Genomic DNA, 23,319 nt, shown 5'->3' on the forward strand with positions numbered 1-23,319 from the left:
TTTGCAGATGTACAAAAAAAGCAAGTCATATCGCTGACCTGCTTTGGATTTGATTTCTATTTTCGAGGCTGTATTACAATGAATGTAATCATCTTATTGGGGGGCATACCGATAGAAACCCCAATAAAAATCAGTCCAACAAACGCACCAAAAATGGTCTCGGTTCCTGCCCTTTTTCTATGTATCCCTTCAACGTTGCGCTGACATGCCAGAAATTTCATGATAAGCAAGTATATAGCGATAGAAAGAACACCACTTATTTATTACTCAAAGATACACAAAACGGGCAAGCCACATATGTGACCTGCCCGTTAGGTTCACTCCATTCAATATTGATAATACTCTTTCCGTAAAAAATGTGCTAATTCAATTTCTTGCATTTCCTGTCTCAGATATGCTCAACATACATCTCATTCAAAATATAACCCACACGATATGTGTGCTCTGCCAATTCAGATTTCACATATGATTCAACATCAGTCTTTTCGATATTGTACATGACCTCCATTTCTCTAGAGAAAAGAAGGTGTCCCTCATTGATTTTCTGCTCCAATGAGGTTATCTGTTTTGGTTTCAGATCGCCACCAAGCACCTGCTGAAGTGCTTGCACATATGTCTCAAGAGAGCGCGCTCCGACAATTTTCATACCATGGTTCTCTTCATTCACAATGATAATGGATGGGAAACCTCTAACTCCCAAACTAGCGACACTCTCAAAGTCTTCCTCTAATAACTCTTGTGCAGATTGCTGTGCAGCCGCCTCAACCACTTCTTTACCATTCAAGCCCAGTTGATTGACGATATCCCTCAGTACATCATCTTCTCCAATATTTCGATTAAATGCAAACACGGCTTCACGCGCACGTCTTAAGAAGTCATGCTCTTTCCCAGGGTGTGTACTCTGAATGACCTTAAATACGCGAGATGGCGGATAAGAAGAAAGTATTGGATTATCGTGCCATAAGGAACCGTCGATGGGCATGCGTGAATGCTCACCCACTTCCTTCCAATGCTCTGCAACGTCCGAAGGTTTCTGAATCCCGTTAGCACCATCCGAGAAACCATTCCAGTTAGCCAGTAGCCCTCCCATTTTAATTTGCAGCGTAAAATAATGGCCGTATTCCTCAATAAACCGATGAAGTACAGGCTCAAGCGCCCAGCAGTGAGAGCAGATCGGATCTGTTGCGTAATAAATAGTTATCCTTTTCTCAACGTGATTCAGATTGATTTCTTGCATCGCCTCTTCCTCATTCGCACCACATACGCCTGTTTCCAGATCACACATCATTGATTCGTTACTCACGTTTATCCCGCCTTTATATTGTCTTATGAATTGATTTCTTTGTGTTAGTTTGATTATAATGTTTACAATCTTCTGAACAAGTACGATTCTTTTTCTGACTTAGTATCAAAAAGTATACTATTGGAGGGTATCAAGTGAAATACGAGTTTAATTTCGATCAGTTATGTCCAGCGACTTATGCATTTCAGGTCATTGGAGGCAAGTGGAATCTTCCGATCCTGGCAATCCTCAGTGAAAATGACTGTATACGTTACAATGAATTAAAAAGAAGACTGCCTGGCATTACCGGAACGATGCTAACGAACTGTTTGAAGGATTTGATTCATTCCGGCATCGTGCATCGGGAGCAATATAACGAGGTGCCACCGAGAGTGGAGTATTCGCTCACAGAATCAGGCAAGGAATTGGTTCCTTTAATTGAATCCATGGTAATGTGGGGTCAGAAAAATATGACAACAGGCGTGAAGGAACAAGAAATATAACATCTGGCCTACTGTAAGACCTCAGCATAGATGTTCATTTTCTAATCGTTCTGTACACTTTGTTCAACGGCAAAAAGGCTATTACAATGGACCATCACGTCCTTTGAAATAGCCTTTCCTTTATAAATACAAGACAGCCGCTTGTTTACGACATGTACACATCTAACTATTCAGGTCGTCATCTTCCTCATTTCCTAAATACATAACCGTTTTTTCTCCCTCAACCAATCTAATGATCTGCTTTCGTAATTTTGAAGGAAATAAAGGTAGCTCGTTTATATTTTTAATTTCGAGCCATTCATATTCCACTTGATTTTCGTCACTTGGCAGAATAGAACTATCTTGGTCCACCAAACCTATGTACTCGCATAAAAAAACAAAATCTACACGATGAAGAGCTTCACCGTATACCCCTTCAATGACAAATTCCAGTGATAACGGTTCTACATCGATTCCGATTTCTTCCGCAACTTCACGCTTCACAGCATCCGTCAGGGTTTCACCTGCATTCTGGCTCCCACCAGGCAGGATGTAGATGACTTCATCATTATCATCCTGCTTCATTGCAATCATTCTTCCGTCTTTAATGATCAATGCTTTTGCAGAATTTCTAATCTTTCTCTCCATTGCTAATCCCCCATATATATCTGTCTCATGTTGTTGAAGGTTGATTCCATTTAACATCACGATTTCCATGAAGAATATTTTAACACATACCTCTAAACAAATTCTGAACAATCAAATGAACTCACTTTTGGCGACCTCCATGAAAGCAGCCATGGACGGAGAGATCCATTTTTCCCGATGCCAGAGCATTTGCGCAGAAAAGGATACATCTGATAAATCCCACGGCAGAACAACCACTTCCCCTTCGCTCAACTCTTTCTTCAACGCCATCTCAGGCAATAAAGCGATCCCCAGACCAGCCACAACACATTGTTTAATGGCTTCTACACTATGAAACTCCAGCTCTGTCAGAGCATCCGCACCTTTCTTTGTTATGGATTGGTCAAAATGAGTGCGATACGAACAGTTCTTTTCGGTCACTAAAAAATGCTGTTTGTGGAAGTCATCAACAACTAACGCGGAACGCGATGCTAACATATGATCGGGAGAAACCACCATTTGAAAGGTCTCATCCTTTAAAAACTCTGAATGAAGGTCTTTGGAATTCATAGGCTCATCCAATACAAAAACGACATCGGCATGCCCTTCTCTCAGACTCGATTTAAGCTCTTGCCCAGACAAGGGGCGGAACAATAACCGCACACCAGGATAGTCCGCTCGGAAGCGTTTGAACAAGGCTGGAAGAAGATATGCACACAGCACTTCGTCTGCTCCGATCACAACCGTCCCCGCCAATTCTCCATGCTGACTGGATATGCACTTCGCTTCCTCTACATCGTTTAATATCTTAGTGGCGTACGGCAGAAACTGTTGACCAGCATCCGTTAACACGACCTTTTTTCCTAGTCGATCCAGCAATTTCACACCGAGCTCTTCTTCCAGCGATTTGATTTGCATGGTTATGGTAGACGGTACATAGCTCAATAATTCAGCAGTTTGACTAAAACTGCAGGTCGATGCAAGTGTCCAAAAGGTTTTTAGCTGGCGTATTTCCATGAGTCAGGCACCTCCTAAGTTCAAAATAAATGAATGATATGTTCGATAACGTTTCGTTGAATTGATAATAGACGTATTGTAGAGTGAAATCAAGTTATTACTATTTTATAAGGAGAATCAATCTATGAACGATTATGAAACATATAACCTTGGAGATACATTACTTCAATCGGGACAACAGCTCCCTCAAGCCTTAATCGCTTACAAGACTTATGGAAACTTAAATGCGGCAAAGGACAATGTTATTGTTGTCCCTACATGGTTTGCTGGAATTCACACAGATAATGAATGGTTAATTGGAACAGACATGGCACTGGACCCCAGTCGTTATTTTATCGTGGTGCCCAATATGTTGGGGAACGGTTTATCTTCCTCTCCAAGTAATACCCCTGCCCCATACGATAAGGACAACTTTCCCCTCATCTCCATGTATGACAATGTGCGTGCCCAACATCAACTCATCACTCAAAAATTCGGTATCTCCAAAATTAAACTCGTTGTGGGCTGGTCTCTGGGAGCCATGCAGGTTTATCAATGGGGAACCAGTTATCCTGAGATGGTCGAGCGTATTGCCCCGTTTGGCGGAACGGCAAAGAGCAGACCCCATACACAGTTGGTATTCGAAGCAATGATCGCGGCGTTACAGGCAGATTCGAATTATAAAAATGGTAGATATGAACGCCCTCCGGTTGCCGGTCTCGCAGCGATGGGAAGAGCGTATGCTCCATGGGGGTTTTCGCAGGCGTACTATTTGGAGAAATTGTATCAATCTGAGGGTTACGACTCCTTGAAATCTTATGTAGAAGATTACTGGGATCAGGTATTTCTTCCCTTCGATGCTAACGACTTGATTACCATGCTGCGTACAGGAATATATGGAGACATTAGCGATAATCCCGTAGATATCGGCAACTTCGAACAGGCGTTAAGCAAGATCACCTCTCCTGCACTCGTTATGCCAGGATCAAGTGACTTGTTCTTCACACCAGAAGACAGTGCGTATGATGTTCAACATATGCCAAACGCTGTGTATCAACCTATACAGTCCAAGTGGGGACACTGCTTTGGAATTGGAGCAAACGAAGAGGATTCACTCGTTATCGATCGTCATCTAAAGCAATTTTTGGAGACATGAGTAAAAAAAGAAGGAGTACAAAGTAAAAAAAGTGCACAAAGCTCATTTATCTTTTCTCCGCTACAACTCAAAAGTAAAAAAAGACACCGGTTCTCGTCAATAACCTTTATATCACATTCCCCCTTTCTCGTTTAGAATATTTTCAAGAAAGCGCTATTGAAATACGACTGATAAGGGGGAAAAGAAATGAACAAGAAAACGAAAGCTTTAGTCTTGTCTGTGTGCATGTCAACCTTATTACTCGCAGCCTGTAGCAATGGTAGCGGTGCTGATAAAGGTTCAACGATGGACACGGATTCCAACGAGGCTGGAACGACAACCATTCATACCGTAACATCAGAATACTCTTCTGCAAAATATCCAAAGGGCGACGATATCACCAACAATGTATGGATTAAGCGATACAAAGAGAAGTTTAATATCAACGTCAAAACAGACTGGGTTAGCGATGAGTATGATACAAAACTCAATTTGGCTATCGCATCGAACGATCTTCCTGACGTATTCAGAGTTAATCCATCACAACTAAGACAGTTGGTCGAAGCAGATATGGTCATGGACCTTTCCGAGGTCTTTGATCAACACGCTTCAGATCGCCTCAAAGGTTACATGGAAGCAGATGCGGACAGCTACGAATCTGGAAAGAAGGACGGTAAGCTGTACGGGATACCACAGATGCACTGGGGATTAATTGAACAACCGGATTTCATCTGGATCCGGAACGACTGGAAAGAAGAATTGGGACTCCAAGATCCGAAATCGGTGGAAGACATCAAGAATATCGCACTAAAATTCATGGAAAAGCACGGTGGTTATGGTATAGCGGTAGACCAATCGTTGGATTACCTCAACCTGCTCGCCATTGCATGGAATGCGCATCCGGATATGTGGATGGAGGATAGCAATGGAAAACTCGTGTACGGTTCAGTGCAGCCAGAGATGAAAAATGCGCTGGCTGAGTGGTCAGAATGGTACAAGCGAGGCATCATTGATCCGGAATTTGCAATCAAAGACTTTAATGCGATGAACGCGGATATTGTAGCCGGTAAAGTGGGCATGCAGCCTTATTACCAGTGGTGGGGTTATAATCCGGGTGTCGATACGGTATCTAATCTGGGTAAGGACGCCATCTTCTACCCTTATATCATCCCTACCGTTGATGGGAAAGAAGCCAAACAATCCATTTTCTTCGCCAACAACAATTATATCGTTATGAAAAAGGGATTTAAGAACCCTGAAGAAGTGATCAAAATTTTGAACGACTATGCTTATATTGTGGATGAAGGCAATGGCAAGGAATCCACAGAAACGTTATCCGCCTTGCTGGACAACGATATTGCCCATGTTGTTGGAGCGTTCCGTGTACTTAATCCGAATTCCGATTACGAGCAATTTGAGGCGGTCTCGGCTGCCCTTCAATCCAAGGATACCAGTGGACTTACGACTTCGGGTATGTGGCAAAAATATAATAACAGTGTTGAATTCATGGAGAATGCAACCCCAGGAGCAGTTGGTGATTATTTGCAACAAGGGGCTCCAAAAAATGCTTATGGACTTGCCAAGAAAGTACTGGACAGCGAGAACTACACAAAGACGGCCTTATGGGGTGTTACGCCAGAAATACTTTCAAGCTACGGCACAACCTTGGATGATATCCTGACCGAAGGCTTCACCAAGATCATTATGGGTAGCGAAAGTATCGATTATTTCGATGTTATTGTCCAGAATTGGCGTGCAGCCGGGGGCGATAACGCAACCCAGGCAGTTAATGAAGCCTACGGAAAGAAATAATTTCGTTTGTCACAAAGAGGGGATGAGGGTCATCTCTCCCCTTTATTTGATAGCGATTACATTTGGCGTACGATGAACGGAGGAATATGTATGTTGAGAAAATGGAAGCAGCAGAGTCCTTACCATCTCATGTTGATTCCAAGCCTGGTCTTGGTCTTCATCTTTAGTTATATCCCTTTCTACGGACTTATTATTGCGTTTCAGAAGTACAATCCGGGCCTTGGATTCAACTCGCCATGGGTAGGATGGGATAATTTTAGCCACATCTTTAATCAGCCGAACTTTGTAAGAACGATCTGGAATACATTGTACATGTCTGTCTTTAAGATTATCGGTGGCATAATCGTACCGGTAATTTTCGCATTACTGCTTAACGAGGTACTGCACAGTGGAATCAAACGTACATTTCAAACACTGGTCTACATTCCGAACTTCCTCTCTTGGGTCATTATGGCCGGCATCATGCTGGATATCCTTAGTTCCGACGGCATTATTAATACATTTCTAAGTGTATTTGGTATTGCACCGATCTCCTTTCTTGGCACACCCTCTATTTTCCCTTGGACGATGATTGTGAGTGACATATGGAAAGGTTTCGGATTTGGCACGGTTGTTTATTTGGCAGCTCTGACCAGTATTGATCCGGGACTTTATGAGGCTGCAGTGATCGACGGAGCGAAACGGTGGAAGCAGACCATCTACATTACGTTGCCTCTCCTCATGCCAACCATTGTTTTAATGACCGTACTTTCACTTGGAAACGTACTCAATGCTGGCTTTGACCAGATCTATAATCTCTACTCCCCTGTTGTCTATCAGACCGGTGATATTATTGATACCTATGTATATCGGTTGGGAATCCAACAGGCACAGTATTCGATTGGTACCGCTGTTGGGTTATTCAAATCGATCATTTCCAGTGTTCTCGTTGCTGTATCGTACATCCTGGCTTACAGAGTGGCTGGCTATCGTATCTTCTAAGAAGGAGGAACTTACATTATGATCTATGATAAAAGTATGAGCAGACGTGTATTTCTTATCATAAACTACACCATACTGCTTCTAATCTCTCTCCTATGTATCCTGCCGTTTATCAACCTGCTGGCTGTTTCATTCAGCAGCAGCGCGGCTGTATCTGCGGGGAGTGTTACGTTCTGGCCTGTGGAATTTACGACAAAAGCCTATGAATTTGCATTAACTGGAGGATCATTTTTCTCCTCTCTCTGGGTAGCCATTCAACGAACCGTTATCGGAACCTTGGTGAATCTGGTTCTGATCGTACTCACGGCTTATCCCCTCTCCAAATCCAAACAAAAATTGATGGGGCGTAATATCTATATGGGATTTTTCATAATAACCATGTTATTCAGTGGAGGTCTAATTCCAACCTATCTCGTGGTTGTCAAAATGGGACTGATCGATTCCATATGGTCTCTGATCCTGCCTGGGGCCCTCCCCGTATTCAGTATGATTATCCTCATGAATTTCATTCGGGGGCTGCCCGAGGAGATTGAAGAATCAGCAATTATCGATGGTGCTGGGCCTGTACAGGTATTGCTTCGTATTCTACTCCCACTTCTCAAGCCCGCTCTCGCTACGGTTGGTTTGTTCAGTATCGTTGCCCACTGGAATTCGTGGTTCGATGGCATTATCTATATGAACAATCCAGCTAATTATCCATTACAAAGCTACCTCCAGACCCTCCTGCAAAGTTTTGAGCAAATCATGCTGAAATCTGGGTCAGATTATACGCAGCTGTTGTCCATGATGAACGCCAGAACGGGGCGCGCCGCTCAGATGTTCTTGGGTGCCATTCCGATTTTACTCGTGTATCCGTTTTTACAGAAATATTTCACCAAAGGTTTGGTGCTAGGTAGCGTCAAAGGGTGAACAAAAGGGCTTGCAGTTCATACTGCGAGCCCTTTGTTTATATCTAAACTTATTTTTATGATCGTTGTACCGCATTATGAGATGCATGAATGAAAGCATGAAAGACTATTTGGCTTCAATGATGGCAGGCAGCAGAATGGAGAAGATGGTGCCTTCACCCATTTTACTCTCCACCTGTATTCCATAGGGTTTCCCAAAATGAAGTTGAATCCGCCGCTGCACATTATGCAATCCAATCCCATTGGTTCCCGTACTTGCACCGGACTTTTCTTCCAAGAGATTCTGCATCGTATGATGATCTATACCAACGCCATTATCGCAGATTTCGATTACAACTGTATCCACCCGCAGTTGAATCCGAATGGTAATGATTCCGTCTTCCTCAAGCTCGGCCAGACCATGAAAAATAGCGTTCTCTACAATGGGTTGCAGGATCATTTTGGGCATGTGATAATCCAACACTTTATCCTCAATCTCATACCTCATCTGAATACAATCATAGTACCTGACATTCTGGATCGTTACGTAATTCGTTATATTATGAAGCTCCTCACGAATGGTTACGAGGGTTCCATCGGATTTTGTTGCATAGCGGAGCATCGAGATTAAAGCATCGGTCATTTCCACGATTTTATCAGCCTGCTGCATCGAGGCAATCCATTTCACCGACCCAAGGGTGTTATACAGAAAATGAGGCTTGATCTGGTCATGGAGCGCACGCATCTCGGCCTTGGCTTTCTCTATTTCTTCCTGCTGCATCCGTTCGACCATTCGCTTCAATTCGTGTGACATTCTGTTGAATCGAATGGACAAATGTCCAATCTCATCTCTGGAGCCAATAGGTTCAACTTGTTCAAACTGACCTTTCTCAACCAGAGCGATATTCCGTAGCAGTTTTTTAATGGGAGTTGTGATCACGTGAGATAAAAAGATAGATATGACGGCAGCAAAAAGAACAATGACTATGGCAAGCGTCACCAGATTACGGCCCAATATTTTGCCATCAGCAGTCAGCTCATCCAAAGGCATATATAAGTAAGTTGTCCATTTTTGCTGACTAAGGGGACTGGTCACCACGACATTTAGTGATTCAGGCGGACGAACGTTGTCCCGGAACAGTGTCCCGATTAATCGTTCGTTCACGTTATATACGATCTTGTCATCCTCATCAACGATCATGAATCTGGAGCGTAGTCCTTCCTGCAAGTTTCGGTTGACGATTTCAATGAATTTGATATCAATGCTGACAACGATAACGCCAAGCAGTTTCCCACTAGTCACATCATGAATTTTGCGAGCGTGTGATACTGCCAGAATTTTATTCTCCAATTGCTCATCGATTCGTGTTGTGAGGGTAATGGTTCGATCGTTATCATGCATGAACTTTTTAAACCACAATTCGTTTGCTACTTTGAAGTTTGGATCAATGGGTTGATGTGGACTTACAAAAAGGTCTTGACCCCCGTTCATATTGTAGAGGTAAATGGAGAATACGCGATCTTTCATCATGATGTAATTCATAAGAATATTGTATGCGGCAATCTCATGTTGTTCATCACCCTCTCGCAGAAAATCCTGGATCGGAAAACTCCCTTCATGAGTCGCAGACAGATTGTCACTAAGCCCATTACTGGCTAGCAGCGAAATTTTCTCAATCTCCTTGAGGAACTCGTCAATGCGAATATTCGTCTGTTTGGCCAGATCGTTTAGCAACGTTGTATAGTTCTGTGCCAACAACCGCTCTGAGGAGTAATACGAATTGATTGTCATCACCAATACCGGAAGGATAATGACCGTCATACAGATCACCATAATTTTGTACTTGATTCGGAAGGGCCGAACATGCTTCATATGCTGCACCTCTATTCACCGATTACATTCATCCTTGCTGTAATTCTCGATATTCCTCAGGAGTGACACCTACCGATTTTTTGAAAATCTTACTGAAGTACGTGTAATTATGGTAGCCCACCTTTTCTGCGATTTCATACACTCTCATTCCTCTGCTCAATAGATACGCCTTCGCATGTTCAATTCGAACTCGGGTCAAGTACGTAATAAAGTTCTCTCCTCGTTCCTGTTTGAACACACGGCTGAGATACGACGGATTCACACTGATTTGGCTAGCGATACTTTGCAGTGAGATATCTTCCGCATAATACTTGTCGATCAATTCAGTGGCGAGATCGGTGTAAGTGCTTTCCTGTTTGATTTGGGAATCGGTTTGGAAGTAATACGCAATATGAGCAAGCATATCTTGGTGGATATCCTCCCAATACTCCCCCTTTAGAACGATTTCATAGGGTGATTTCTCTGTTAAAGAAGGTGCACCTCTTTCCGTAGCTCGGGATAGATGGGAATGTATCGTTTCCATTACCATGATATATTGCTTGCGAATGCTATTCTCATCTGCTCGCAGCTGCTCGAGATTGGATCGGATTCCTTCAAGGAACTCTTCCGCCTTTTTGTTGTCTTTGCTTACCCACAACTTCAACAAATCTCGTTCTTGTTGCGGGCTTAAAGCTCCCTTAACTTCATGTCGATCTGGGGATTGAACCAGATCATCGTAATACAACACCTGGTTGCTTCCTGTGAAGAAACCCTGTTGTAGAGCCGTTTCTGCCTCTTGGCAGGCCTTCCTGATGTGAGGGAAACCGGAAGTCATTCTACTTACCCCAGCCGTGAGCGATAGATTCATAAAATCCTTGATCGAAGACAGCAATTTATTACATAGTTTATTCAAGTCGGCGTGTACAGATTGGCTCTCGGGAAGTACATTAACGATCACCCAATATTCTGAGGAACTTTCAACAAAAATCTCTTTCTCCCATTTCGAAGGAATAATCTCTTCCATAATATTAAGAATCGAAAATCGTAGCAGCTTCTCCCCCTTCTCTACATATTTCCGCTTTGCATCCTCGTAATAATTCACGATGAACTTAATGACAACCAACTGGTCCGAACGTATACGAAAATGCAGTTCTTCCGCTTTGATGACGATATCTTCCTCACTAATGAATCCGCTTACAATATCTTGGAAGAAACTATCCTTTAGATATCTTAGGCTCTTGGAATAGTCCTGTGTTATAGAGGGTGTGTTGGTTGGGTGAACATGTTCACTTTGCAGTTTCTGTCCAACAGTGCTCAGGAGGTCAATAAGGGCAGTTTCTGTAATCTCACTTTTAATCAAGTAATCTGAAGCGCCAAGTTTTAGTGCCTCTTTTACATAATGAAATTCGTCAAAGTTACTCAGGATGACATACTTACAGGTTTTCAGTACGCAGGAGGCCTCTTGTATAAGCTGTAGCCCATCCATAATCGGCATCTTAATATCTGTAATGATTAGATCAGGCATCACTTCAAGTGCAAGGCTTAATGCCTCTTTTCCATTTCCCGCCTCACCAACAACATAGAAATTATACTCTTCCCAATTCAGCATGGAACGAATTCCAACCCGCATGAGCAATTCATCATCTACGATCATCAGTTTATACATGATATCCCCCAACATGAACCATTTTTAGATATTTTACCATTAAACGAACTCTTGCAAAGATGTCTAGCGAACCTTATTGCATTGCGGGTATCATAAATAACACTTTTACAGAACATACGTTCCTGTTATAATCAGATTATCGTATATGGTGTAACATAACATGCCCGCCTGGAAAGGATACATATCATGAATTTATACAAGTTTGAATTAACGGTGAACGGATATCTATTACGCGCTCATTTCAGTGCATCTGAAGAAAGTGGCCTGAAATGGTGCAAACGAATTGCTACTGAATTCCAGAGTAACGTTGCCAATCTAGAGATCAAGGTTGATATACATAAAAAGCAGAAACAAAAGCATGCACGGGAATATCACGGAAAGCCATATTTGTATGATAGGACACTTAGGAAAAAGCCGCTTGCGATGAAAAATAAAACGGCTGGATCCTCTGCTGTGATGTAAAGGTAAATTAACATTGCTGCTTAACGAGTCTTCTCAATAGATAGACAAAAAGACTAAAGAACGACGAATTGATGATAACATCAGTAACGTTCTTTAGTCTTTTATGAAAGTACTATCGACACCTTGACTAGACTGAAATTCCTTTCACGCCCCGGCGTCTCCAATCATTTGTCGTTCAATTTGTTTCATTTCATAAAAATACCCTTTTTGCTCTATAAGCTCGGAGAAGGAACCCGATTCCACGATCTTGCCTTGGTCAATGACCACAATCCGATCCATCTCTTCCAATCCCGTCAGCCGATGGCAGATCAGGAGAAGTGTATCTTCGGCCGCCTGTGCCAGAAGATGCTGCAACACCCGTTGCTCTGTGACGTAATCCAGAGAAGAAGTCGGTTCGTCCAAAAGCCATAACCGTCCTTTGCGCAGCATGGCTCGTGCCAAAGCCAGCCGCTGCTTCTCGCCATCTGAGAGGTTCTCTCCCTTTTCATATACCATGTCGGTCAATGATTTATTGGGCAGTTGCACTTTATCCAGCATAGCCGACAGTTGTTCATCTGAATGTTCTTCTCCATTCAGCAACAGGTTGTCCCGGATGGTTCCTCGAAAAAAATGACTTTGCTGCAACACAACATTTGCCCTTTGCCATATGCTCTCTTCATTCAGTTCCTGCACCGGAATATCGTTTAACCGTATATCACCAGACGTTGGTGTACGCAGCTTGAGTAACAAATCGATAATCGTTGACTTTCCTGACCCGCTCGGCCCGACAATCGCTGTTTTGGAGCCTGCTGCAAGCTGCAGGGAGAGTTCCTTCAGCGCCGGTCTCCATTCCCCTTCGTATTGAAAGCTAACACCGGATAGTTCAATCGACACCGCCTGATCGGCTGACACTTCACCGCTTGGCTGTACAGGTTGCACATCGGAGGTTGGCACCGTTTCCGCCAGTCGCTGAGCGGCGTGTTCACTGTCCTGCTTGTATAGAGGTAATATAGCCATTGCCGCAGCTTCTTCGAACACGGTCTGCGTGGCCAGGATCAGCATGGCGAGAAACACACCGGCAAACGCTCCATTCACAATTAAGAAGGCGCTGAGTGCTAGCACTCCCCATGTAACGAGATATGTCACAAAAACGTGCATGGATTGCCCGCGCAGCAGGTGCGAAGCGGCTTGCTTCTGTTCCGTTGCCAATGCAGCGGAAGCCTGCTGAAGCTGTTGCTCACGCTGTTCCAATTGGCCGTATACTTTCAAATCCCGGAAACCATACAACACTTCGGTTACTTCCGTGGACAGCAAGGCCCGTTGCTGGCGGACACGGCCGTGTATTTTTCGCTGACCTAACAAGACAACACCTGGTACGACAAAAGCCGTGATCAGCATACCTAGTACTAACAAACACGCAATCCAGATTGAAAAGGCCGAAGTGAACAGCATGGTAGCCAAAAACACCATAACGACCATGATGGGTGGATACGCGACCCGCAAAAAGTAATTTTGCAAGCTTTCCACATCACCCACGATCCGCGCAAGCAGATCCCCGCTTCGGTTTTTGTTTAATATACCTGGCGTTACCGGGATCAGTTTGGCAAAAAAGGACGTCCGCAAGCGGCTCAGCATGGAGAATGTTGCCCTGTGCGAATACAAGCGTTCTCCGTAGCGACTTGCCGCTCGAAGGAAACCGAGCAGTTTGACCATGGAAGTGAGTACAATTAAGGTATACAGCGGTGGCGCAAATACCGTTTGCGATATCATATAGCCACTCGCGGAAAAGAGTGCTACACCTGCTATGCCGGCGATAAATCCGCCCAATATCGAAAGTAAGATATCCTTGCGCTCCTGAATCATCGCTTTTGACAGAATCGTCAGCTCATTCATGCTAACCCTCCTTTCCGTTGTACATCCACCATCTCCGCATATTGAGGCAGGCGCGCCAGAAGCGCTTCATGATGTCCTGAATCCACCAATACCCCATTGTCCATAAACAAAATGTTGTCCGCATGTTGAATGGTATATAAACGGTGTGCCACCGTAATCATCGTTGCCGTTTGGGCTAATGCCGCAATGGATTGTTGCAATACCCGCTCGGTGTGCAGATCCAGACCAACGGTGGGTTCGTCGAATAAAATAACAGCTGGACTCTTCAGAAAAGCACGTGCCAAAGCAAGTCTTTGTTTTTCCCCACCAGACAGCCCCCGGCCACCTTCACCAACAAACGTATCCAAGCCCTGCTCCAATTGTGCGACAACGCCAGCAAGCCCTGCTTTCTCTGCCGCCTGCTCAATTTCGGCTCTGGAGACGTTCCGACCAGCACCAATCGCGATATTTTCGGCAAATGTACCTGCAAAAATATACGGATGCTGTGTAATGTAGCTAACACGTTCAAACCATGCAGCCTCATCATGTTGCGAAAGCTGGCTTCCGTTAACCAAAACCGCTCCCGAATCTGGTTTCAGTAAACCGGCAATGAGATGAAGCAGCGTGGTTTTACCTGAGCCACTTTTGCCTACAATAGCAAACTGTTTTCCCGGTCCAATCGAGATCTGTCCTGTCTCAAGTCCAAAGGAATCAGGTGTGTACTCGAAACGGATATCGTTTAGTTCAATGGTTGGTGGCATTGAAATCAACTCGGCGCGAGTTGTACGGAGTTCTTTCGTCCTTGCCATTGCATCGACATCGTTTATATCGCTTTGATCCGATCCTTCTTCAGGCTTCGTTTTTGTGCTCTTGATACTTGTTTCCTCAAGCATCTGTTCCACCTTGCGAATCGCCCCCATACTGGTTCGCCCGCTGTGAAAAGCCGTTCCCGTATTCTTCAACAGACTGTAAAACTCAGGGACGAGTAACAACACGAGAAAGGCCGTGTGGAAGCTCATCGATTTGAAAACCAGTAACTGAATAGCCAGTTCAAGCGCAACAATACCAATGCTTAACATCACGATCGATTCCAGCATAAACGTATTTGTAAATGCAATCTTCAAAATGCCCATGGTGGCATCGCGATACCCCAGACTGCTGCGTTTAATTTCCTGCTGCTGACGTTTAGCCCGACCAAATATTTTCAACGTAACCAGCCCTTGAAGCGAATCCAGAAACGTACCGGAAAACTCAGCCAGTTGCGCGTATTTTTCTTCTGATTTGTTCTTCGTCTGGAGACCAACCAAGATCATGAAGAGCGGGATAAACGGTGCCGTAAACAGCATAATCCAGCCTGTGTTGGCGTGCTGCGTAAATGTAACAACCAGAATCAGAATCGGGATCATCGCGGCTTCCATCATTCGAGGCATATATTGACTGAAATAACTGTCAGCCTCATCCACAGCATCCAAAGCAACGCTGACCTTTCCTCCCGTCTGCCCACTCAGGGTTGAAGGCATGGAAGCGCGGGTCAGGTTCTGCAACACAGATGCTCGCATATTCGTCTTGGCGCGTGCTGCCATATGCAAGCCCACTTTCCCATTACCATACGACAACAATGAGCGTGCAGCCATAACAACCAGTAATAGGACAAGCAACAGCATCACTGATGAAAAGGAAGCTTTCTCTACAAAGATTCGCTGGACTGCTTCAGCCACCAAGGTGGCCTGGCTTATAATAGCTACACCAAGGGCCAGCGAAATGATCGCAAGGAGAAGTCTGTTTTTTCGTTGTAAAGACATTTGCTGCGAGATCAGATTGGATTTGGCTCTCCTCTTCATTGAACGCTCCTCCTTTATTTTTTCCCTTTCACATAATCCGCATCAAACAGGAACAGTTTGAAGACCAGAATAAGAGAAGGAATTAACAGGCACAGCCCACCGATAAACACAACCACTAGCGCAAAACCCATTGCTGGCGGTGTGGCACTGCTCTGAATCGTGATGAATGGATCAAGAATATAAGGATACTGCCCAATGCCGTAAGCGAAAAAGGCTGTGAAAAATTGCAGCATGATACATATAAAAGCTAATCCGTAACGACGACCGTTATATAACAGCCACATGGCAATCATGAAAAATGCAACGGATAGCGCCAGCAGCCACCATAAATCCATCATGTTTTGAAAATGACGCTCATTGTGTTGACCCAAATATATAAATGCAGTCAGCGCGAGAATAATGGTCGGTGTACTCCAGAACAAAGCATAATTGCGCATTAGCTTCAATGCCGAATGATCCTCTGCCCGAGATGCATAAAATGTCAGAAATGACCCGCTAATGAACAATACCGACACGATGGCTAGACCAACGATGCTCCACGATAACGGATTGGTGAACAGCGCCCAATAATCCAGGGAAACCGTCTCCCCATGCTTCAGAATAAAGCCACCTTCAGACAGGGTCAGTGCCACTGACAATGACGCTGGAATAAGCAACCCGGTAGCTCCGTATAAAAACAGATATACGATGTTATTTTTGGAACCATAATTCTCAAAGGCGTAGAATGACCCACGAATGGCAAGCAAAATGACGGCTATACTTCCCGGAACAAGCAGCGCGGAGCCATAATAGTAAGCAGTATCCGGAAAGAATCCAACGATGCCAATATAGAAAAAGACAAAAAATACATTGGTGATCTCCCAGACCGGTGATAGATAACGGGAGATCAGACGATTAATCAGGTGATCCTGCTTTGTCAGGCGTGCATAAAAGGCGAAGAAACCTGCTCCAAAATCAATGGAAGCTACAATAAGATAGCCGTACAAGAACAGCCAGAGAACGGATATACCAATCAATTCATAACTCATCAGGCCTGATCCCCTTTCTTGGCTGATTGATCATGCTTCTCTTTCAACCATTTCTCCATCTCAAGCTCAGCGGGATTATTATTGAACAGACGTCTCAATACGAGAACACAGATGACGCCGAGCACGATGTATAGAAGCAAGAAGACGAAAAACAAAATTCTTACACTCGGTGAAGAAGTAGCGGCCTCTTCCACTCGCATATAACCTCGGATGATCCATGGCTGCCGACCGATCTCTGCATAGAACCAACCCATCTCAACGGCCAGAAAAGCGAGCGGTGCACTGAGCGCAACCATACGAAGCATCCACTTGTTAAACTGATTTCGTCTCTTCCAGAACACAAACAGGAAGTACAGACTGGATATAGCGAGTAGAGCGAAACCTATTCCAGCCATTAGATCGAACAAGTAATGCACAAGTAAGGGTGGATGCTCATTAGATGGAAATTCATTCAGCCCGGTTACCTCGGCGTTAAAGTCTCCAAAGGCAAGAAAGCTAAGCACTTTCGGCAAATGAAGTGCGCCTATGATTTCATGTTCAGCATTCAGCCATCCTAATAAAATAAGATCTGCGCCGCTTTCCGTCTCGAAATGCCACTCGGCAGCTGCGAGCTTCTCCGGCTGATGTTCAGCCAAAAACTTGGCAGATACATCCCCAGCTAAGGAATTTAATAAACTGAATACCAGAACAACGGCCATCATGAGGTTCAGGCCTTTTTTGTGGTAGGCAGACACCCCTTTTCTCAACATCGCAAAAGCTGCAATTCCCGCTAACAGAGCAGCTCCTGTCAGATAAGCCGAGCTTAATACATGAAATACTTTGGAGAACGTCGCCGTATTCAGCATCGCTTGTACAGGATTCACTGCCAAGAATTGACCTGCTTCCATGACAAAGCCTTCAGGCTGGTTCATGAATCCGTTCACTGTTGTAATAAAAACAGCAGACATGCCTGCCCCGGCGACAATCGGAATGGTCAGCAACCAGTGGATATACGGATTTTTGAACCGATCCCACGTGTACAGATAAATGCCAAGGAAGATGGCTTCAAAAAAGAACGCGAATACTTCCATAAATAGTGGCAGTGCAATAACATTCCCGGCCAATTTCATAAAATTCGGCCACACCAGGGCCAATTGCAGCGATATCGCTGTACCTGTGACAACACCAACCGCCACAGATATGACAAATCCTCTGGACCACCTCTTTGCCATAAGTATGTAATGGTGATCTTTCTTCCGAATGCCGATGAACTCTGCAATAGCAATCATCAAAGGCACACCAACACCAAGCGTTGCAAAAATCACATGGAATCCGAGTGTCAAACCTGTCACCAGCCTGCTCCATAACACCGTATCAATAGCCATTCTTTGTGTTGTCTCCTTTCAAACTCTGTTCAATTTAGAAACATTCAATATCAGCTTTGGCTAAACTCAATGCAAAGTTGCGAAAAATTTCACAAAGTTAGGTATGACGATATCTTGCCACACCTATAATGCGTTTACTCCTGTAGGCCCCCGATAATAGCAAGCATTGGATGCCAATTAAAATCTGATATTGATGCACTTAAAGTACTAACCAAGCCTATTAATCAAAATTATTATATATTTATTTTTACCTAATTCAATCAAAGTCACGTCTTCTACCCTAAACGTTCAAGAAAGGATCAACTCTTTCTAACAACTTGGTGAAAAATAAAAAACACACCCAATGGAGCTATTGATTCATTGGGTGTAAACGTGCTATTGCACGGAAGATTCTCTATTTTACTTGCTTACTTGCTCCGGACTCACCGCACCTGCCTCGCGACGTACGCTCATGATGATTAGTGATGCAGCTAATACCATAAGGATGATTCCAAGCATCTGAAATCCTGTCACATTAAATGTATCTCCCATGACAATCCCAATTAATAACGACGATAAGATGGTCCCCAGGTAGCGTGATGTATTAAAAATACCCGATGCGACTCCGATCATTTCTTTGGGTGTGCTTTTGAACAGGGCAGCTTGCATGCCGACCGCGTTTAGGCCGTTACTTATTCCAAATAAAGCCAAGGCAACAATGATTATGAAGATTGGAGAAGTTTCATTCATAACAACGATCAATATAGAGCCAAATGTCATTAAAGAAGCGGATACGATCAGAGCTGGCCGTGATCCTGATCTGTCAATCCAGCGCCCTGCGATCGGAGCAATAATGACTGAACATAACCCCAAAGCTAGCATACTCATTCCTGTATGAACTTCGTTGAGATGACGTACCTGCTTCAAATACGTAGGAACTCCAAAAAAAAGTGCGTAAAACAGGATGTTCACCAGCATGTATTGCACATTCACCCAAGTCATCTCGGGATATGAGGCAAACGTTCGCAGAGGAATAAAAGGCGTGGCTGCTTTTAATTCATGTCGGATAAACATGACGAGTGCGATTAACCCGATCCCCCCTGTCAGCAGATGCCATGTTGAAATATCTCCTGTGGAATTTACTGATAGTAAACCGATGAGCAGAGTCACCAAAGCTACCGTAAACATCAGGATACCTGGTGCGTCAATTAACGCAAGCCATTGCCGAATGGACATGTGACCAGAGATAGACGGAGATTGCTCGTCCTTCGGGATTGTTTTCCAGGCGAACCAAAAACTTGCCAAGACAAATGGAATATTAACGAAGAATATGCTGTGCCAGTCCCACCAATGAATCAATACTCCACCAATAAAAGGTCCAACTGCAGCCGCTCCTGAAAGGAATATAGCCAAGGTCGACAAGGCGGTGGCTTGTTTTTCAGTCACGTTAATTCTGACAATGGCCATTCCGACGGCCACCATCATGCTTGTGCCAATCGATTGAACGATTCGGAATACGATGAGCCATGAAAAGCTGGGAGACCATGGAGCTAACATGGACGATACAAAAACAATAACAAGACCCATGAGGAAGATCTTCCTGCGGCCAAACAAATCACTACACTTGCCCATGACGGGTTGAGCGACAGCACTGGCAATATAAAATGATAAAATAATCCACGAAATGGCTGTAAAATTAAGTTGATACACTTGTTGTAATCTTGAAATAGCCACAGAAATCATGGAGGAATTCAACGGGTTCAACATAATTCCGAGTCCAACAGCTAACATCAATCCGTTATTTCGAACGTTCATCGGTGCATCACTCCTTCTTCTGTTGTTATCTTACTTGAACTTATTCATTTATTCCAACGCATTATATGTTATGATTTGATGAACTAGAAGGAATGAAGGAATGGTGCAAATGGAGCTTCTTCAACTAAAATATTTCCTGACAGTGGCCCGATGCGAACATGTTACGGAAGCTGCGGGAAAGCTGCATGTCACGCAATCCTCCCTGAGCAAAACGATACAACGATTAGAGGACGACCTTGGAGTCCCTTTATTTGATCGAATCGGGAGAAAGCTGCGATTAAACGACTTTGGAAGAACATTTCTTCAGCGAACTGAAAAAGCCTTATTTGAATTGGAACAAGGAAAGCGGGAAATCGCTGACCTCTCCAATCCGGATCAGGGTACACTGCAATTGGCGGTGACTACGGCAAGCACATTGCCAGGTATACTGCGGGAATTCCGGAAAACCAAGCCGGATATTCAGTTCCATGTGCAAATGGTTTCGTTAGAAAACATGTCCAGACTTCTACATCGGGGCGAGGTGGACTTTTGTCTCTCCTCCCCTCCGATTGAAGGTGACGACATCGAATGTCAGATACTATATGAAGATCCGATCGTAGTCGCTGTTCCTACGGGGCATCGATATGCAGACCGAAGCAGCATTCAGTTAACTGAGCTTAAGGACGAGTGGTTTGTTGGGGTGAAACAAGGGTATGGGGTTCGTGATATGGTAGATTCCGTATGTCAATCCGCTGGTTTCCTACCGAAATATGTATATGAAGGTGATGAGCCTGCAAGATTAACAGCCCTTGTTGAAGCGGAGATCGGTCTCGCGTTTATACCTAGCACAGCCAGAAACCCGCATGAGCGCATTAGATATCTTCAGGTAGAGGAACACCAACTCGTTCGTGAGATCGCTCTGCTTTCGCACAAAAACAGGTATATTTCCAAAGCCGCTTTAGAGTTTCGCAGCGTGGTTATGGACTATTTCAGTGCTATGCCATGAGCATAAATTCAATCCAGAGGAGTTGTCATTTTGATATTAAAAGCAGAAAAATTTGATCATATTTCAGAGACAGAACGGCTAGTCATCCGACCATTACAGAAAGACGACTATGAAAATTGGTTATATGAATTTGAAAACCGTCATCCCTCCCAATACCGCCATGATAAAGGGAAAATGGATATGAGTGAATGTACGCTGGATTGGTTTCATGATCTGGTAGATCGACACCAGGAGTTAGCGCGTACAGATGCGGTTTATGTATTTGGTGTGTTTAGAAAGCATAATGGTACACATCTGGGTATGATTGATATTGCGACCTTGGCAAGAGATCATTTTGAATGGGGAAGCTTCGGATACACGATCCATAATCAGTATTGGCGAAAAGGTTTTGGGAAAGAAGCAGTGAATGAAGCACTTCATATTGCATTCGAACATCTGAAATTCCACCGCATAGAAGCTCATATTAATGTGGATAATACCCCTTCCATGAAACTAGCAGAGAGTGTTGGTATGGAATTTGAATGTGTACGTAAAGGTTTCATACATGAAAATGATGAGTGGACCGATCATTTGGTGTATTACAAGAATTCTAATTAATCTAATCTCACCGATAATCAAAAAAGCGAACAAAACACTTGCGTGCTCTGTTCGCTCTTCTTGGTGCATCCAGACTGTTGTCTTCGCCTTACTCGCCCAAGCTGTTCCAGAATGATTGGAACGCGCCTTTCTCCACTTCCAGGAATGCCGGAACATTACCGTAACGCACCAGACCTTCACCAAACAGAACCAGTGGGACCTGCGTTTTGTCTTCCAGCGTGAGATAGATGATCTTGCGATCTTCCTTGCCGTAGAGGTTCTCTTCCAACTCCGGGCTCGTTGCAATCGGTTTGGCCGCATTTAGCGATGCGATAAAGCTGTTCATTGCTTCATCCGTTGCTAACGGTTGAAGCTGTTGCAATCCGTTGTTCCAGCTGTCAAACGTCTCCCATTGCCCTGTAACAATATTTCCTTCGATATGAAGCTTGTCAATCAAGTCGGCGCCGCTACCGATGCTGATCCCGTTGTTCTTGTCGAATAGTTGAGCATACACCTGACCATCGATCTCGGTGTAAGACATGATGCGGAAGTCCTTATCGTAGCCATTGACCGCATAGATGTCTGCTTCGCCAATGTTGGAAGCAAGTTCCGTATATTTATCCTGGCCGCTCAGTTCATTGATGCCACCAGTTGTAGTGCCAAGCTTCTCACCTCGTAGATTGAGTGCATTTACGCCTTCAAGCAATGTTGGGGACTGTGTATATACGTTTCCTCCATACACAACCAGTTGCATCATATCAGCCATCGCGCCTTTGCCCTGTGAACTCGGCAACTCCATCTTCGGAATCACGATTGGGTCAACCGACGCGCCTGGATTCACTGCTGCCACCTGTGGTGTTGGTGCGGCTGGCCCATTGAATTGTTGCCATACACTTGGCGCAGCCAATCCAATACTGGCAGCGATAACAACACTTGCTGCAATATATAGTGGTTTACGTTGACGTTTTGGTCCCTGATGTTGCGTGTTTAAGGATTGCTCTACCCGTTTTTTCATTTGCTCATTTGTTTTCATATGATCCACCGCTTTCTTGTAGTTTTGTTTGAATTGTTCTTCGTTCATTACAGTTCCTCTCCTTCCAGCTCCAGTTTTAACAGCTGTCTTCCTCGTTGTAATCTCATTTTCACTGCTGATTCGCTAATCTCCAGGATCTCGCTGATTTCTCGGATCGGATAATCTTCGTAATAATACAGATGAACCACCGATCTATACTTGACGGGCAGTGACAGCACAAGTTCGATCAGCGCGTGATCTTCAGGGTTGTCTGTTGTAAGAGGATCGACTCCCTCCAGCTTGACCTCCCGTTTGCGCCAGCCTCTGCCTAATAAGGATTTGCAATGATTGGTGATGACCCGAATCAACCATGCTTTTTGATGCTCCGCATCGTTGAACGTAGGGGCTTTTTCTATTAGTTTGATGAAGGTATCCTGAGTGGCTTCCTCCGCGTCTTCTCGTCTGCCGAGGTGCACCATGGCAATCCGGAACAGCGTATCCGCGTATGTCTCATAGACTTTCATCACATGATCGCCCAGCTGGGGCACTGATCGCTGCATGGTTGTTATGCCCTCCTTTATACCTCTAACACTCTTACGGACGGCATTTGGTCACATTTTGTTTTAGGATTTTTTTACTGGTCCATTTCATTCAAAATGCAAAAAAAGAAAGTAGCCCCATGAAAA

Annotated in this window: 20 protein-coding genes; 8 read left to right on the top strand and 12 right to left on the bottom strand. The window is 44.2% G+C overall.

Annotation, left to right across the window (positions count from 1 at the left end):
- Nucleotides 1-388: 388 nt before the first annotated feature.
- Complete coding sequence (locus FE296_RS28410) at nucleotides 389-1,303, bottom strand: DsbA family oxidoreductase (RefSeq protein ID WP_150367212.1); 915 nt, start codon at nucleotides 1,301-1,303, stop codon at nucleotides 389-391.
- Between the two features lie 134 nt (nucleotides 1,304-1,437).
- Between FE296_RS28410 and FE296_RS28415 the strand changes: the two genes are divergently transcribed.
- Nucleotides 1,438-1,785, top strand: a complete 348-nt coding sequence (locus FE296_RS28415) for a winged helix-turn-helix transcriptional regulator (protein WP_124114746.1) — start codon at nucleotides 1,438-1,440, stop codon at nucleotides 1,783-1,785.
- A gap of 162 nt (nucleotides 1,786-1,947) precedes the next feature.
- On the opposite strand, the gene FE296_RS28420 is transcribed toward FE296_RS28415, so the two are convergent.
- A complete protein-coding gene (locus FE296_RS28420) occupies nucleotides 1,948-2,481 on the bottom strand; it encodes an NUDIX domain-containing protein (protein ID WP_223869077.1) in 534 nt (177 codons plus the stop codon).
- 42 nt (nucleotides 2,482-2,523) lie between these two features.
- The gene (locus FE296_RS28425) at nucleotides 2,524-3,408 is read right to left on the bottom strand and encodes a LysR family transcriptional regulator (RefSeq protein WP_150367213.1); all 885 of its coding nucleotides are present in this window, start codon (nucleotides 3,406-3,408) and stop codon (nucleotides 2,524-2,526) included.
- Between the two features lie 124 nt (nucleotides 3,409-3,532).
- Between FE296_RS28425 and FE296_RS28430 the strand changes: the two genes are divergently transcribed.
- The 4 genes from FE296_RS28430 (at nucleotide 3,533) to FE296_RS28445 (ending at nucleotide 8,224) form a co-directional block, all read left to right on the top strand.
- Nucleotides 3,533-4,543 carry an alpha/beta fold hydrolase gene (locus FE296_RS28430; protein WP_150367214.1) on the top strand — a complete coding sequence of 337 codons (1,011 nt, stop codon included), beginning with the start codon at nucleotides 3,533-3,535 and terminating at the stop codon, nucleotides 4,541-4,543.
- Between the two features lie 186 nt (nucleotides 4,544-4,729).
- Nucleotides 4,730-6,334 (top strand): type 2 periplasmic-binding domain-containing protein, encoded by a 1,605-nt coding sequence (locus FE296_RS28435; protein ID WP_150367215.1) that lies wholly within the window; start codon nucleotides 4,730-4,732, stop codon nucleotides 6,332-6,334.
- 90 nt (nucleotides 6,335-6,424) lie between these two features.
- Nucleotides 6,425-7,315 (top strand): ABC transporter permease, encoded by an 891-nt coding sequence (locus FE296_RS28440; RefSeq protein WP_124114741.1) that lies wholly within the window; start codon nucleotides 6,425-6,427, stop codon nucleotides 7,313-7,315.
- A gap of 18 nt (nucleotides 7,316-7,333) precedes the next feature.
- Nucleotides 7,334-8,224 (top strand): carbohydrate ABC transporter permease, encoded by an 891-nt coding sequence (locus FE296_RS28445; protein ID WP_124114740.1) that lies wholly within the window; start codon nucleotides 7,334-7,336, stop codon nucleotides 8,222-8,224.
- Between the two features lie 105 nt (nucleotides 8,225-8,329).
- Here the strand turns inward: FE296_RS28445 and FE296_RS28450 are convergent, their stop codons facing one another.
- Nucleotides 8,330-10,075 carry a cache domain-containing sensor histidine kinase gene (locus tag FE296_RS28450; RefSeq protein WP_150367216.1) on the bottom strand — a complete coding sequence of 582 codons (1,746 nt, stop codon included), beginning with the start codon at nucleotides 10,073-10,075 and terminating at the stop codon, nucleotides 8,330-8,332.
- Between the two features lie 28 nt (nucleotides 10,076-10,103).
- Complete coding sequence (locus FE296_RS28455) at nucleotides 10,104-11,720, bottom strand: helix-turn-helix domain-containing protein (RefSeq protein ID WP_190945614.1); 1,617 nt, start codon at nucleotides 11,718-11,720, stop codon at nucleotides 10,104-10,106.
- A 186-nt stretch (nucleotides 11,721-11,906) separates the two neighbouring features.
- Here FE296_RS28455 and FE296_RS28460 point away from each other — a divergent pair, with 186 nt between their 5' ends.
- Entirely contained in the window at nucleotides 11,907-12,182 is a 276-nt protein-coding gene (locus FE296_RS28460) for a hypothetical protein (protein WP_150367218.1), read from the top strand.
- Nucleotides 12,183-12,326: 144 nt separating this feature from the next.
- On the opposite strand, the gene cydC is transcribed toward FE296_RS28460, so the two are convergent.
- The 5 genes from cydC to FE296_RS28485 form a co-directional block, all read right to left on the bottom strand.
- Nucleotides 12,327-14,054 (bottom strand): thiol reductant ABC exporter subunit CydC, encoded by a 1,728-nt coding sequence (gene cydC / locus FE296_RS28465; RefSeq protein WP_150367219.1) that lies wholly within the window; start codon nucleotides 14,052-14,054, stop codon nucleotides 12,327-12,329.
- Nucleotides 14,051-15,874, bottom strand: coding sequence for a thiol reductant ABC exporter subunit CydD (gene cydD / locus FE296_RS28470; protein WP_124114735.1), 1,824 nt, complete (start codon nucleotides 15,872-15,874; stop codon nucleotides 14,051-14,053). Before cydD ends, cydC begins: the two co-directional genes overlap by 4 nt.
- Before the next feature lie 14 nt (nucleotides 15,875-15,888).
- Nucleotides 15,889-16,902, bottom strand: a complete 1,014-nt coding sequence (locus FE296_RS28475; protein ID WP_190945616.1) for a cytochrome d ubiquinol oxidase subunit II — start codon at nucleotides 16,900-16,902, stop codon at nucleotides 15,889-15,891.
- Nucleotides 16,902-18,266 carry a cytochrome ubiquinol oxidase subunit I gene (locus tag FE296_RS28480; protein WP_150367221.1) on the bottom strand — a complete coding sequence of 455 codons (1,365 nt, stop codon included), beginning with the start codon at nucleotides 18,264-18,266 and terminating at the stop codon, nucleotides 16,902-16,904. Before FE296_RS28480 ends, FE296_RS28475 begins: the two co-directional genes overlap by 1 nt.
- A gap of 399 nt (nucleotides 18,267-18,665) precedes the next feature.
- A complete protein-coding gene (locus FE296_RS28485) occupies nucleotides 18,666-20,060 on the bottom strand; it encodes an MFS transporter (RefSeq protein WP_150367222.1) in 1,395 nt (464 codons plus the stop codon).
- A gap of 109 nt (nucleotides 20,061-20,169) precedes the next feature.
- Here FE296_RS28485 and FE296_RS28490 point away from each other — a divergent pair, with 109 nt between their 5' ends.
- Entirely contained in the window at nucleotides 20,170-21,045 is an 876-nt protein-coding gene (locus FE296_RS28490) for a LysR family transcriptional regulator (protein WP_124115553.1), read from the top strand.
- 30 nt (nucleotides 21,046-21,075) lie between these two features.
- Nucleotides 21,076-21,642 carry a GNAT family N-acetyltransferase gene (locus tag FE296_RS28495; protein WP_150367223.1) on the top strand — a complete coding sequence of 189 codons (567 nt, stop codon included), beginning with the start codon at nucleotides 21,076-21,078 and terminating at the stop codon, nucleotides 21,640-21,642.
- Nucleotides 21,643-21,730: 88 nt separating this feature from the next.
- Here the strand turns inward: FE296_RS28495 and FE296_RS28500 are convergent, their stop codons facing one another.
- A complete protein-coding gene (locus FE296_RS28500; protein ID WP_150367224.1) occupies nucleotides 21,731-22,702 on the bottom strand; it encodes a hypothetical protein in 972 nt (323 codons plus the stop codon).
- On the bottom strand, nucleotides 22,702-23,193 hold the full coding sequence (locus tag FE296_RS28505; protein ID WP_124114730.1) for an RNA polymerase sigma factor: 492 nt from the start codon (nucleotides 23,191-23,193) through the stop codon (nucleotides 22,702-22,704). Before FE296_RS28505 ends, FE296_RS28500 begins: the two co-directional genes overlap by 1 nt.
- Nucleotides 23,194-23,319: the final 126 nt, after the last annotated feature.

It is taken from the genome of Paenibacillus sp. UASWS1643, from assembly GCF_008693195.1.
Taxonomy (GTDB): Bacteria; Bacillota; Bacilli; order Paenibacillales; family Paenibacillaceae; genus Paenibacillus; species Paenibacillus amylolyticus_B.